The organism is Bradyrhizobium sp. Kon69 (assembly GCF_055807515.1).
The window spans coordinates 207920-221785 of sequence record NZ_JBVVOS010000012.1 but is presented as its reverse complement, the minus strand read 5'-3'; the positions used below and the strand labels follow the sequence as shown (position 1 = coordinate 221785).

The window sequence follows — 13866 nt, the reverse complement described above, 5'->3', positions numbered from 1 at the left end:
GCCATCGTCTCCAACGTCTCGGCTTCCGCCGTGCAGCTGGAATCGGCGGCCTCGACGCTGACCCGCACCGCCGAGACGACGCAGAGCCTGTCGAGCCAGGTCGCCGATGTCTCCGAGCAGGCCTCCAGCAACATGCAGTCGGTCGCGACTGCGACCGAAGAGCTCTCGGCCTCGGTCGAGGAGATCGGCCGCCAGGTCCGCGATTCCAGCCGCATTGCCGAAGCTGCCGTGGTGCAGGCAAAGGAGACCGATAACCGCATCGGCAAGCTCTCGCATGCCGCCCAGCAGATCGGCGAAGTGGTCAAGCTCATCACGGCGATCGCCGAGCAGACCAATCTTCTGGCGCTCAACGCGACCATCGAGGCGGCGCGCGCCGGCGAAGCCGGCCGCGGCTTTGCAGTTGTCGCCAGCGAAGTGAAGTCGCTGGCGAGCCAGACGGCGAAGGCCACCGACGAGATCTCCTCGCACATCACGGGCATGCAGGGCGCGACAGCCGAGTCGGTTGCGGCGATCAAGGAGATCGGCGCCACTATCGGCCAGATCTCGTCGATCTCGACGTCGATCGCGAGCGCAGTGGAGCAGCAAGGCGCAGCGACCCAGGAAATCGCGCGCAGCGTCCAGACCGTCGCGCAGGGTACTCAGACCGCTGCCACCGACATCGGCCAGGTCAACCGCGGCGCCGCCGAAACCGGCTCGGCCTCGGAAGAGGTGCTGCATTCGGCCAAGACGCTGTCGTCCGAAAGCACCCGCCTGCGTGCCGAGCTCGACCGCTTCATGGGCAATATCCGGGCAGCGTAAGGCTCGAAGCGCGCCACTCTCCAATGTCGTCCCGGCGAAGGCCGGGACCCATACCGCGTGATCTATCGATCGTGGGAAGGTGGACGTATCGAACCACTAATCTTCGCCAAACCGCTCTTTGTGGTTATGGGTCCCGGCCCCCGTGCGCAATTGCGCACTAGGCCGGGACGACGGCGGAGTAAGAAGCGAAAAGCTCACTCCCTCCCGAATGCCCGCTTCAGCTCCAGCTTTGCCCGCTCCAGCCGCGTGCGCTGCGTCTGCGGCAGCGTCTTGCCGGCGCGGTTGATGTAGAACGTCAGCATCGACAGCGCCGAGCGGTAGGCGCCGGTCTTGCGGCGCGCGCTGTGCTCGGCCGAGCGCTTCAACGAAGTCGCGATCTTCTTCGCGCTGGTCAGCTTGAACACGCCTTGTTTGAGGTCGAGCGCGTCGCTCTCCTTCGTCACGCGCTGCGACCAGCGCTTCGGTGCCGCGCGTTTGGTGCTCTTGCGCGCCGCTGTTTTGCGAGCATGTGTCGTCTTTCTGAAATGTGTCGTCTTTCTGACATGAGCCATGCGTCAAATCCTTGCGGCTCCAGCGAAAACCAGCGGCGCGAACGGTCGTTCCACGGGGAACCTGCCCTCGCCGCAGACGTTGTCGCAGGTGGCAGGCGGAATGCCGCACCCCCTTGATCGGATCGCCCCTCGTCCACGCCATGTGAACCGGGGCCGTGTCCATTGGTCAGATGCAACAACGCGATGGAATTGCAGCGAAGCCCAGCGCCGAACGATGGACCTGTGGTCTCCAAGGCGGTCGCGAAGGCGGCCGCAGCCGATCGCATCATCGAAACCAGCATTCCCGCACGACTTGACGCGCTGCCGTGGAGCGGATTTCACACCCGCGTCGTGCTCGCGCTCGGCATCACCTGGATACTGGATGGCCTCGAGGTGACCTTGGCCGGCGCGCTCTCCGGCGCGCTGAAACAGAGTCCCACCCTGCATTTCTCCAATCTCGATCTCGGTATTGCCAATTCCGCCTATCTCGCGGGTGCTGTGCTCGGCGCGCTCGGTTTTGGCTGGCTGACCGACCGCATCGGCCGCAAGAAGCTGTTCTTCATCACGCTCGCGCTCTATCTCTCGGCGACGGCCGCGACCGCTCTGTCATGGAATGTCGCGAGCTACGCGCTGTTTCGCTTCCTCACCGGCGCCGGCATCGGCGGCGAATATACCGCGATCAATTCGACCATCCAGGAATTGGTGCCGGCGCGCTATCGCGGCTGGACCGATCTCGTCATCAACGGCAGCTTCTGGATCGGTGCCGCGATGGGCGCCGTGGCGGCCATCGTGCTGCTCGATCCCGCGGTGATCGGGCCCGATCTCGGCTGGCGCCTCGCTTATCTCATCGGCGCGACCATCGGCCTCGTCGTGCTCTTGATGCGGATGTGGATTCCGGAGAGTCCGCGCTGGCTGATGATCCACGGCCGTCCCGACCAGGCCCACGCCATCGTCGACGAGATCGAGCGCTCGGTGATTGGACACGAGCAGGACACGAGCGAGGCGCGCTTCGCCAAGATCCGCCTGAAAATGCGGAGCCACACGCCGATCCGCGAGGTGGTGCACACGCTGTTCTCGGTCTATCGCCAGCGGGCGATGGTCGGCCTCGTGCTGATGATCGCACAGGCTTTCTTCTACAACGCCATCTTCTTCACCTTTGCGCTGGTGTTGACCGATTTTTACGGCATCAGCGCCGATCATGTCGGCTGGTATCTGCTCCCCTTCGCCGCCGGCAATTTCCTCGGTCCGCTGCTGCTCGGCCGCCTGTTCGATACGCTCGGCCGCCGGACCATGATCATGTTCACCTATGGGACGTCGGGCTTGTTGCTGGCGCTGTCGGGTTATCTGTTCTCGATCGGCGCCTTGAGCGCGCAAGGGCAGACCATTGCCTGGATGGTGATCTTCTTCTTTGCCTCGCCGGCCGCGAGCGCCGCCTATCTCACTGTCAGCGAGACCTTTCCCTTGGAAGTCCGCGCGCTCGCGATCGCCGTGTTCTACGCGGTCGGCACCGGCATCGGCGGCGTGATCGGCCCCGCGTTGTTCGGGGCGCTGATCGACACGGGGTCACGCACGAGCGTATTCGCAGGCTATTTACTGGGGGCCTTCCTGATGATCGCAGCCGCGATCGTGGCGTGGCGCTATGCCGTCTCGGCGGAACGCAGATCGCTCGAAGAAATCGCGCGGCCGCTTGCTTCCATGGAGTAGACTATGAAATCGGAATTGGCTGAATTGGATCAGAAGCGCACCATGGTCGACGATGAAGCGCCCGACGCGGTGCCGGTGCCCCACGCACTCGTGCCGCATCTCAATGAAACGGCGATCCTGCTCGACATCGACGGGACGCTGCTCGACCTGATGCCGACGCCGCGTGAGGTGTGGGTGCCGCCAGGCCTGTCGGAAACGCTGAACCGGCTGACGGAGCGCACCTCGGGCGCGCTGGCGATGGTCAGCGGCCGTTCGCTCAACGACATCGACCTGATCTTTGCGCCGGATGTCTTTCGCGCCGTCGCCGGCCACGGCGCGGAGATGCGGCTTTCGATTGACAACGAAGCCGATGCAGTCGGTGCGCCGCCGCTGGACAAGGAGTTGAAGCGGCGGCTCGCGGCGGTCGCCAAGCTCAGTCCAGGCATTCTGCTCGAAGACAAGGGCTATTCGCTGGCGCTGCATTACCGCCTTGCGCCACATGCGGAGAAGGCGATCTATGAAGCCGTTTCGCTGATCCGTGCCGACCTGCCCAACGCGCCGATCGAGGTGCTGCCCGGCAAGTTCGTTTGCGAGATCAAGCATTCCGGTTTCACAAAGGCGACCGGCGTGCGCGAGCTGATGAAGCACGAGCCTTTCAAGGGACGCCGTCCGATTTTCATCGGCGACGACGTCACCGACGAGACCGTGTTCGCGATCATGCCCGACATGAACGGGCTCGCCTTCTCGGTCGGCCGCCGCGCCATGGGTGTCAACGGGCACTTCGATGCCCCGAATGATGTACGCACGTTCCTTGCGCGGCTGCTCGACGACTCAAGGTTGGAATAAGGCGCCGACATCTCGGGGCCACATATCGCGCGCGTAATTCCCCCGCGCGTCTGCTTCATGCTGCGCATGCCACGGTTCCAAAGCCGACTTTGTGTAGCGAAATCGTCGGGTTGCCTTGAGGTAAACCGGTTCCAACGCGCGTGCCTGATTTTGGTTTCAATTGGTGCAAAGGATGATCAGGAACCATATTGATGAACGGCAGTTAAATGGGGTGGAATGAAACAGGAGGGGACGACCTGTGAACTTAGTCGTCGTTTCGAATCGCGTCGCGCGCGGCAAGCCCAACGAGCCCATGACGGGCGGTCTCGCGGCGGCCTTGTTACCCGTCGTGGAACATTCGGGTGCGATCTGGGTGGGTTCCTCGGGCCGTGTGCGTGACGGTCATCAGAAGGAGCCGTTTGCGGAGATCGAAGCACTGGGTTCGGGCGCGATCGCGACGCTGGATCTGCCGGCGGCGCACTATGGCGGCTATTACGAAGGCTTTGCCAATTCGGCGCTATGGCCGGCGCTGCACTCGCGCAGCGATCTGATCCGCGTCTCGCGTGACGACTATGTCAGCTATCGCGAGGTCAACGCCTTCATGGCGCGCGCCTTGATGCGTTTCCGGAAAGCACAAACCGCGTTCTGGGTGCAGGATTACCATTTCCTCGCGCTCGGCGCCGAGCTGCGCGAGCTCGGCGTCGACGACCCGATCGGCTTCTTCCTCCATACGCCATGGCCTGTCGCCGCGGTGATGCAGGGCGTTCCCAATCATCGCGAGCTGATCACGGCGATGCTGGCCTACGATCTGATCGGCTTCCAGACCAATGACGATTGCCAGAATTTTCTCGGCTATGTCGCGGGCGAACTCGGCCTCGCCGTCGAAGACGGCGTCGCGATCTCGCAGCATGGCCGAACGCGCTGCGAGGTCTTTCCGATCGGCATCGATGCCGAGAAGTTCGCGCAGTACGCGGCGAAATCGGCGTCGCATCCGGACGTGTCGCGGCTGCGCCGCAGCCTCAATGGCGAGCGGCTCGCGATCGGCGTCGACCGGCTCGACTATTCCAAGGGCCTCGTCAATCGCATCAGCGCGTTCGACCGGCTCTGGACCGATCATCCGCACTTTGCGCGCAGCATTTCGCTGTTGCAGATCGCAAATCCCTCACGCGGTGCCATCGAAGCCTATGGCAATTTGCAGAACGAGGTCGCGCGGCTCGTGTCCGACGTCAACGGCCGCCACGGCGAGGCCGACTGGACCCCGATCCGCTATCTCAACAAGGGCTTTAGCCAGGCCGTGCTCGCGGGTCTCTACCGCACCGCGCAGATCGGCGTGGTGACGCCGCTGCACGACGGCATGAACCTGGTCGCCAAGGAATACGTCGCCGCCCAAAACCCGGCGGATCCCGGCGTGCTGGTGCTCTCGAAATTCGCCGGAGCGGCCAACGAACTCGACGCCGCGCTGCTGGTCAATCCGCATGACATCGACGGCATGGCGCGCGCGATCGCGGTCGCGGCGGCGATGCCGCTCACCGAGCGCAAGATGCGTTGGGATGCAATGATGAAGAAGCTGCGCGGCCACACCATCCAGCAATGGTCGGCGGATTTCGTCGCTGAGCTGGAGAACTGCCGGACGGAGAAGGCCGCGGTCGCTCCGCTCGCCAACCAGCCGCCGCAGGCGCTGCGCTGGCTGAAGTCGGCGATATCAGGCGTGCGGCTGATCTAGTCTTCTTCTCCCCCGTTCTTTACGGCGAGGGCAGGGGCGAAGACGAGAGCCTCAATAGCAGTACGACACGCCCTCCAGAATCGCGCACTGCCGCTTGTTCGGCGCGTTCGGATCGTCGAGCGGCACCATGCCCTTGCCCTGGCCGACGAACACGCCGGGCCCGACATGCACCGAGCTCTTGTTGCCGATGATGACGCTTTGATGTGGCGTCGCGCTCGAGCGCGTGCCGTCCGGCCAGAGGATGGTATCGCCCGAAAGCATCCCGCGCCGTCCGTCGTCACAGCTGACGTCGACCCCTTGTCGGGTGCAGACCTGTGCGGCGGCCGGTCCGGCGAAGGCGGCGGCAAGGGCCGAAATCAGGCTCAGCGCGGCGGTGATGTTGCGGATGGTCATGGGTCCCCCGGACGTGTTTGACGGTCTTGAGTGAATCGTCGCGTTAAACCGGCCGCCGGTTCAGCCGGCGGGCGGTTCCGAGCGCTGCCGTGGCGTTCGATATTGTCTATGAAATACAACATCTTACGGAAAAATCACCCGATTTCCCCGCGATCCCTTGCAAAATCATCGGCGCCCCTTCAAGAGAGTGCGCTCCGGAGAGATGGCCGAGTGGCTTAAGGCGCACGCTTGGAAAGCGTGTGTGCGGGAAACCGTACCGTGGGTTCGAATCCCACTCTCTCCGCCAGCAGCCCCGTCCGGCCAATCCATACCTCCCGTCCCTCGCGCCCGTTCGCGACACCCTTCCATCGGTGTCGCTGCCGCCATGGCGATGCGGCTGCAGGCAGATGCTCTAGTTTGTCGCTGTCCAAACAGCCGCGTCAAAAGCTAGTCGCGATGCGGAAATCTTGGCGCTAGTTCGCTACGTCATTCAATCAACATGTGGGTCATGGGAAGACCCAAAGGTGCATGAGCGCCTCTCCCGCGCCGTCGGCCGCGACAGCGCGGCATGCAGAAACGCGCCTGTACACGGTCATGGAACCTCCATAACTTCCGCGGCGCAATTTCAGGAGATGCGACGTGGCGAAGAAGACGGCGACCAGGAAGAAAACTGCTGCGAAGAAAGCAGCGAAGACCTCCGGCAAGAAAAACGCCGTGCGCAAGGGCAAGGTTGCGAAGGCTGCAACCAAGCCGGTCAAGCAGGCAGCTCCGCGCAAATCATCAGCACCACGCCGCCCCAAAGGGCCGGCCTGGCAATGGTCGGCGGTCGAGACCGCGGCCGCGATCCGCTCCGGCGCCATCTCCGCGGTCGAGACCGTCGAGGCGCATCTCGAGCGGATGCGTGCCGTCAATCCGAGGCTGAACGCCGTCGTCGTCGATCTCTCGGAGGAGGCGCTGGCTGCGGCCCATGCGGCCGACAAGCGGCGCGCGAAGGGCGGCGAACTCGGCCTTCTGCACGGCGTCCCGATCACGATCAAAGAGAATGTCGACTACGAGGGCCGTCCGAATTTCAACGGCGTTCCCGCCAACAAGGATCTCATCGCGCCATCGGATTCGCCCGTGGTGCGCAACCTGAAGAAGGCCGGCGCGATCGTCCTCGGCCTCACCAACACGCCGGAATTCTCATTCCGCGGCTTCACCGACAATCCCCTGCACGGGCTGACGCTCAATCCCTGGGATCCGGATATCACTTGCGGCGGCTCCTCGGGCGGTGCGGGTTCGGCGGTCGCCGCCGGCATCGGCACCATCGCGCACGGCAACGACATCGGCGGCTCGCTGCGTTGGCCGGCGCATTGCAACGGCGTTGCGACCATCAAGCCGACGCAGGGACGTATTCCCGCGTTCAACGCAAGCGCAACCGCCGAGCGGCCGATGCTGGCGCATCTGATGTCGGCGCAGGGACCGCTCGCCCGCCACGTCGCCGACGTCAGGCTCGCGCTGGAGGTGATGAGCCAGCGCGATCCGCGCGATCCCTGGTGGGTGCCGGCGCCGCTGGTCGGGCCGAAGCCGAAGGGGCCGATCAAGGTCGCGCTTGCCAGGATTCCTGAAGACATGGAGGTCGATCCGCACGTCGCGGCGGCGTTGCGTCAGGCCGCCGATCATCTGGAGCGTTCCGGCTATCGCGTCAGCGAGGTCGATGTGCCCGACATCGACGGGGTCTGGCAGACCTGGTGCGACATCATCACCAACGAGACGATGGTGTTGCAGGAAGCCGGCATGCTGAAGGTGACGTCCGAAGACTTCCACAAGGCGTGGGGCGGCATGAAAGCGAAGGCCAACTTGCTCGACCTCAAGGCCTGGATGCAGGCGACCGCCGCGCGCAACGGCCATATCCGCGCCTGGCAATTGTTCTTCGAGGAGTATCCGGTGGTGCTGGCACCGACCACGGTGAAGCCGATTCCGGGGCCGCGCGAGGACACGGTCAGCCCCGAGCGCGTGCGCGAGATTTTCTGGGGCGAGATCCGTTTCATCTCCGCGATCAACGTGCTGGGGCTTCCCGGCGCCGTGGTGCCGGTGACGGTGCACGATGGCAAGCCGATCGGCGTGCAGCTCATCGCCGGGCGCTATCGCGAGGACCTCGCGCTGGATGCGGCAGCCGCGATCGAGAAGCGGGCCGGCGTGCTCGCCCATCGGCTGTGGGAACAGATGGACTGACAGGGCGCGGAGGGTGTTTCCCTCTCCCCTTGTGGGAGAGGGTGGCTCGCCGAGCAGCGGCGAGACGGGTGAGGGGTCTCTCTCCCCTAACGCAAGCTTGGCCGTATGGATAGAGACCCCTCATCCGGCGCTTCGCGCCACCTTCCCCCACAAGGGGAGAAGGGAGTGCAGCGTGGTCGCTGCCGCGAACCGCAAAATTTCATTCATCCAAATTGACTCGAATTTTAGCCAATTCCCCAATAACCGTTAGGGTTACTTCCTCGATCTCTAGACGAATTATTGTCCGCTTTACCACCCGCCTCTAACAGAGGGACGGCGGACAACGCACATGCCTCATACAGGCCAATAAGTGCGGCCCGCTCCACGCGGAGGTGGCACGATGCGCAACGAGACGATCGCTATTCACGCCGGCTACGAGCCCGAAGCCACCACGCACGCGGTTGCCGTGCCGATCTACCAGACTGCGGCCTACGCCTTCGACAGCGCCGATCACGGCGCGGCGCTCTTCAATCTCGAGACCGAAGGCTATCGCTACAGCCGCATCGCCAATCCGACCAGCGCGGTGCTGGAGAAACGTATCGCCGAGCTCGAGGGCGGCGTCGGCGCGCTTGCGGTCGCGACCGGGCAGGCCGCGCTGCATTTCGCCTTCGTCAACGTCGCCGACCACGGCGGCAACATCGTTTCCGTGCCGCAGCTCTACGGCACCACGCATACGCTGCTCTCGCACATCCTGCCGCGGCAGGGCATCACCGGCCGCTTCGCCGAGAGCGACAAGCCCGAGGCGATCGAAAAGCTGATCGACGAGAACACCCGCGCCGTGTTCGCCGAAACCATCGGCAATCCCGCCGGCAATGTCTGCGACATCGAGGCGCTGGCGAAGATCGCCCATGCGCATGGCGTGCCGCTGATCGTCGACAATACCGTTGCAACGCCCATCCTGCTCAAGCCGTTCGATTACGGCGCCGACATCGCCGTGCATTCGCTGACGAAGTTTCTGGGCGGTCACGGCACCACGCTCGGCGGCGCCATCGTCGACTCCGGAAATTTCCCCTGGGCCAAGCACGCCGATCGCTTCCCCGGCTACAACAAGCCGGACGCCTCCTATCACGGCCTCGTCTATGCCGAGCGCTTCGGCAAGACGGCCTATATCGAGCGCGCGCGCAGCATCTATCAGCGCACCATGGGTTCGGTGCTGTCGCCGTTCAACGCCTTCCTGCTGCTCCAGGGCATCGAGACCGTCGCGCTGCGCATGGAGCGCCACTGCGAGAACGCCCGCAAGGTCGCCGAATTCCTGCGCAAGGATCCGCGCGTGGCCTGGGTCAATTACACCGGTTTCCCGGACAGTCCCTATTATCCGCTGGTCCAGAAATATCTCGACGGCAACGCGTCGTCGCTGTTCACCTTCGGCATCAAGGGCGGGATGGAAGCCGGCAAGTCCTTCTACGATGCGCTGAAGCTGATCACGCGCCTCGTCAATATCGGAGATGCCAAGTCGCTGGCCTGCCATCCGGCCTCGACCACGCACCGGCAGATGTCGGCGGAGCAGCAGCGGGTCGCCGGCGTTTTGCCGGAAACGATCCGCTTGTCGATCGGTATTGAGCATTGCCAGGACATCATCGAGGACCTCGACCAAGCCCTGGAAAAGGCCTGCCCGTCCGCGTGCCTCCAGGCCGCGGAGTAGGCGGCAGCGCCGATGACGATCCTGATCGACAGGGATCAAGCCATATCGAGCCCGGCGCTGGTGCCGGGAGCGGGCGATCTGGCGCGGGAGCACGGCGGCACCGAGCTCACCATCGGGTTGATCAACAACATGCCGGATCCGGCGCTGAAGGCGACCGAGCGGCAGTTCATGAAGCTGCTGCAAGCCGCTGCAGGTCCGCGCCGTATCCGCTTTCATTGCTTCTCGCTACCCTCGGTCAAGCGCTCGCCGGAAGCGAGATGGCATGTCGAGAGCGAATATTCGGAGCTCACCGAGCTCGGGCGCCACAGGTTCGACGGCCTGATCGTGACCGGGGCCGAACCGGTTGCGCCCGAGCTCGACCAGGAACCGTACTGGCGCGATCTCACCGAGCTGATCGACTGGGCCAAGGTCAACACGCGCTCGACGATCTGGTCGTGCCTCGCTGCGCATGCCGCGGTGCTGCATCTCGACCGCATCGAACGGCGGCCGCTGCCGGCCAAATGTCACGGCATATTCGACTGCGAAGCCGTGACCAGCGATCCGCTGACGCGGGCCGCACCTGCGCCGCTCAAGGTCTCGCATTCGCGCCTCAACGAGATCGCCGAGAGCGACCTCGCGCAGGCCGGCTATCAGGTGCTGACGCGTTCGGCAAAGGCCGGCGTCGACATCTTCGTCCGGCAATATGCCAGCCGCTTCGTGTTCTTCCAGGGCCATCCGGAATACGACGCGCTGTCGCTTCAACGTGAATATCTGCGCGACATCGGCCGTTACCTTGCGCGTGAGCGCGACCATTATCCGCATTTGCCCGTGAGCTATTTTGACGCTGCGACGGAAGAGAAGCTGGCGCGCTTCGAGAAGCAGGCAAGGCACCAGCGCCACCCCGCGCTCAGCAACGAACTGCCCGCGCTGACTTTGCGCACCGATATCGCCGCGGGCAGCGCCGCGGCGGCGTTGTTTCGGAATTGGCTGCAATATCTCGGCGCGGGGACCGACGCGTCGGTGCTTGCGCGTTAGGTCGGGACGACGGGCTCGACGTTAGGACTACGAAGTGTGAAGCTTGCCTCGAGTGGCGCACGAATGCTTCAGTGAGGGGCGGGGCAGACAGGAGATGCGAGTCGTGTGGTCGGCACTCCAGGGACGCGTGAGCAATCGGCTGGCCCGGCATTTCCGCGCCGCGCCGCACCGGCTGCCCGCGCATGCGCCCATGGTGAGCTTCACCTTCGACGATGCCCCCGATAGCGCCGCAGGCGAGGGCGCCGGGCTTCTGGAGCAACATGGCGGCCGCGGCACGTTCTATCTCGCCGGCAGCCTGGTCGACCGTCCCTCAGACCATTGGCACGGCCTGTCGAACGACGCCATCGTGCGGCTTCACCGGGCCGGACACGAGATTGCCTGCCACACTTTCTCGCACCAGAGTGCGGTCAATCTCGACGAGGCCGCCATGGCCTGCGAGATCGAGCGAAACCGCAGCCATTTTCGCGGCATCGATTCCTCGATCACCCTGGAAAATTTCGCTTACCCCTATGGCATCGCGTCGGTGTGGCGCAAGCCGCAGCTCGCCAAGACCTTTCGCTCGGCGCGCGGCATCCTTCCCGGCGTCAATCGCGACGTCATCGACCTCCAGTTCCTGCGCGCCTCGCCCCTGGTCGATCGCGAGATCAATACGACGGGTGTCGATCGCTATTTCGACGAGGCGGTCGAGAGCGGCGGATGGCTGATCTTCTACGGTCATGACGTCGCCGACGCGCCGAGCCCATATGGCTGCACGCCGCACCTGATGCGCCATGCGCTGCAGGCCGCCGGGAAACGCGACATGCCGATCGTCACGGTCGCGGAAGCGCTGCGAAGGATCGGGGCGTAGCTTTTTTACCTCGCCCCGCTTGCGGGGAGAGGTCGGATCGCTTTTGCGATCCGGGTGAGGGGGTACAGGCCTAGCAACAGTCTCATCTGTGGAGACAGGCCCCTCACCCAAACCCTCTCCCCGTAAGAATGGGGAGAGGGAGAAGAAGCCCGCGCAAACAGTCTTGCCACGCCTGCGCGGTCATGCGACTGGCCTTGTGACGAATCTCACAGCCTCACCCCGACATGCCCATGTCCTCTCCTTCCACCGCTCCGCTGCCTGCGCCGGCCCAGGGCCGCGATGCGCTGTCGGTGCTGCGTTCGGTGTTCGGCCTGCCCGGGTTCCGCGGCGCGCAGGGCGAGATCATCCGGCACGTCACCGAGGGCGGCAATTGCCTGGTGCTGATGCCGACCGGCGGCGGCAAGTCGCTGTGTTATCAATTGCCGGCGCTGCTGCGCGAAGGCTGCGGTGTCGTGGTTTCGCCCTTGATTGCGCTGATGCGCGACCAGGTCGCCGCCATGCTCGAAGCAGGCGTCAACGCCGCCGCGCTGAACTCGTCGCTGACCCCGCAGGAAGCCTCCGACATCGAGCGGCGCCTGATCGCGGGTGATCTCGACCTGCTCTATGTCGCGCCGGAACGGCTGGTGACGCCGCGCTGCCTGGCGCTGCTGGCGCGGGCGAAGGTGGCGCTGTTCGCGATCGACGAGGCGCATTGCGTCTCGCAATGGGGCCATGATTTCCGTCCCGAATATGTCGGCCTGTCGATCATCGCCGAGCGCTTTCCCGACGTGCCGCGCATCGCGCTGACCGCGACTGCCGACGAATTGACCCGCAAGGAAATCGTCGAGCGGCTTGCGCTTGCAGACAGTCCGCACTTCGTCTCCAGCTTCGATCGTCCCAACATCCGTTACGAGATCGTCGACAAGCGCAATGCGGTGTCGCAGCTCAAGGATTTCATCCGGGAGCGTCACGCAGGCGATGCGGGCGTCGTCTATTGCCTGTCCCGCAAACGGGTCGAGGAGGTCGCCGCCGCGCTCGACGACGCCGGCATTGCGGCGTTGCCCTATCACGCCGGGCTCGACAGCAGCGTGCGCTCGCGCAACCAGGACCGCTTCCTCAACGAGGACGGCATCGTCATCGTCGCGACCATTGCCTTCGGCATGGGCATCGACAAGCCGGACGTGCGATTCGTCGCGCATCTCGATCTGCCCAAGAGCATCGAGGCCTATTACCAGGAGACAGGCCGCGCCGGCCGTGACGGCAAGCCGTCGGCAGCCTGGATGGCCTACGGTCTCTCGGACATCGTGCAGCAGCGCCGCATGATCGACGAGTCGAGCGGCTCCGAGGAATTCAAGCGGGTCTCGATCGGCAAGCTCGATGCGCTCGTTGGCCTTGCCGAAACGCCGCACTGCCGGCGCCGGCGGCTGCTCGCCTATTTCGGCGAGATCGTGATGGGCGAGGGCTGCGGCAATTGCGACAATTGCCTGACACCGCCGAAAATGCGCGACGGCAAGGTGCTGGCGCAAAAGCTTCTGTCCTGCGCCTATCGCACCGGGCAGCGTTTCGGCGCGATGCATCTCATCGACGTGCTGATCGGACGCCTCACCGACAAGGTGACGCAGTTCGGCCACGACAAGCTCACGGTGTTCGGCATCGGACGCGAGCTCAACGAGAAGCAGTGGCGCACGGTGTTGCGACAGCTCGTGGCGATGGGACATTTGCTGAGTGACAGCGAAGCTTTCGGCGCGCTGAAGCTGACGGATTCGTCGCGCGGCGTGCTGCGGGGCGAAACGGAAGTGTTGCTGCGCGAGGAAGCGCCCGGCGCCCGGATCCGTTCGAGCCGCGCCAAGTCCCGGCGCGGTGATCTGGCGCCGGCGGTCGACGCGCCGCAGGGCGATGTCGATCCTGAATTGCGCGCGCGGCTACGAGCGTGGCGCTCGGACATTGCCCGTGAACGTGGCGTGCCGGCCTACGTCGTGCTGCACGATGCCACCATCGACGGCATCGTTCGCGCATGGCCGACCACGCTGGACGAGCTGCGCAACGTGCCCGGCATCGGCGACAAGAAGCTCGAGCATTACGGCGACGAGCTGCTGCAGATTGTCAGGACCCGGTAGGGGTTCGGTTCGTAGCCCGGATGGAGCGCAGCGCAATCCGGGGCAGTTTCGCGGTATTGTACGCTTCCCGGATTACGCTGCGC

The 13866-nt window shown here is 64.6% G+C and carries 11 protein-coding genes and 1 tRNA gene; 10 read left to right on the top strand and 2 right to left on the bottom strand.

What is annotated here, in order from left to right:
• Nucleotides 1-798, top strand: a 798-nt coding sequence (locus AC0L3U_RS18355) for a methyl-accepting chemotaxis protein (RefSeq protein WP_473362650.1), incomplete at its 5' end; no start/stop codon positions are given.
• Nucleotides 799-992: 194 nt separating this feature from the next.
• On the opposite strand, the gene AC0L3U_RS18350 is transcribed toward AC0L3U_RS18355, so the two are convergent.
• Entirely contained in the window at nt 993-1349 is a 357-nt protein-coding gene (locus tag AC0L3U_RS18350; RefSeq protein WP_473362649.1) for a DUF3175 domain-containing protein, read from the bottom strand.
• 183 nt (nt 1350-1532) lie between these two features.
• On the opposite strand from AC0L3U_RS18350, the gene AC0L3U_RS18345 reads away from it, so the two are divergent.
• From AC0L3U_RS18345 to AC0L3U_RS18335, 3 genes are all read left to right on the top strand, one after another.
• Nucleotides 1533-3032: an MFS transporter gene (locus AC0L3U_RS18345; protein ID WP_473362648.1), complete on the top strand. Its 1500-nt coding sequence runs from the start codon at nt 1533-1535 to the stop codon at nt 3030-3032.
• 3 nt (nt 3033-3035) lie between these two features.
• The gene (otsB, locus tag AC0L3U_RS18340) at nt 3036-3857 is read left to right on the top strand and encodes a trehalose-phosphatase (protein ID WP_473362647.1); all 822 of its coding nucleotides are present in this window, start codon (nt 3036-3038) and stop codon (nt 3855-3857) included.
• Between the two features lie 238 nt (nt 3858-4095).
• A complete protein-coding gene (locus AC0L3U_RS18335; RefSeq protein WP_473362646.1) occupies nt 4096-5559 on the top strand; it encodes a trehalose-6-phosphate synthase in 1464 nt (487 codons plus the stop codon).
• Nucleotides 5560-5610: 51 nt separating this feature from the next.
• On the opposite strand, the gene AC0L3U_RS18330 is transcribed toward AC0L3U_RS18335, so the two are convergent.
• A complete protein-coding gene (locus tag AC0L3U_RS18330) occupies nt 5611-5952 on the bottom strand; it encodes a hypothetical protein (protein WP_456766693.1) in 342 nt (113 codons plus the stop codon).
• A 196-nt stretch (nt 5953-6148) separates the two neighbouring features.
• Between AC0L3U_RS18330 and AC0L3U_RS18325 the strand changes: the two genes are divergently transcribed.
• The 6 genes from AC0L3U_RS18325 (at nt 6149) to recQ (ending at nt 13783) form a co-directional block, all read left to right on the top strand.
• Nucleotides 6149-6238: transfer RNA gene (locus AC0L3U_RS18325), tRNA-Ser, on the top strand.
• Nucleotides 6239-6570: 332 nt separating this feature from the next.
• Nucleotides 6571-8145, top strand: a complete 1575-nt coding sequence (locus tag AC0L3U_RS18320) for an amidase family protein (protein WP_473362645.1) — start codon at nt 6571-6573, stop codon at nt 8143-8145.
• A 379-nt stretch (nt 8146-8524) separates the two neighbouring features.
• Nucleotides 8525-9826 (top strand): O-acetylhomoserine aminocarboxypropyltransferase/cysteine synthase family protein, encoded by a 1302-nt coding sequence (locus AC0L3U_RS18315; RefSeq protein WP_473362644.1) that lies wholly within the window; start codon nt 8525-8527, stop codon nt 9824-9826.
• Between the two features lie 12 nt (nt 9827-9838).
• Nucleotides 9839-10840, top strand: a complete 1002-nt coding sequence (gene metA, locus AC0L3U_RS18310; protein WP_473362643.1) for a homoserine O-succinyltransferase MetA — start codon at nt 9839-9841, stop codon at nt 10838-10840.
• 103 nt (nt 10841-10943) lie between these two features.
• Entirely contained in the window at nt 10944-11687 is a 744-nt protein-coding gene (locus tag AC0L3U_RS18305) for a polysaccharide deacetylase family protein (RefSeq protein WP_473362642.1), read from the top strand.
• A gap of 230 nt (nt 11688-11917) precedes the next feature.
• Nucleotides 11918-13783, top strand: coding sequence for a DNA helicase RecQ (gene recQ, locus AC0L3U_RS18300; protein ID WP_473362641.1), 1866 nt, complete (start codon nt 11918-11920; stop codon nt 13781-13783).
• Nucleotides 13784-13866: the final 83 nt, after the last annotated feature.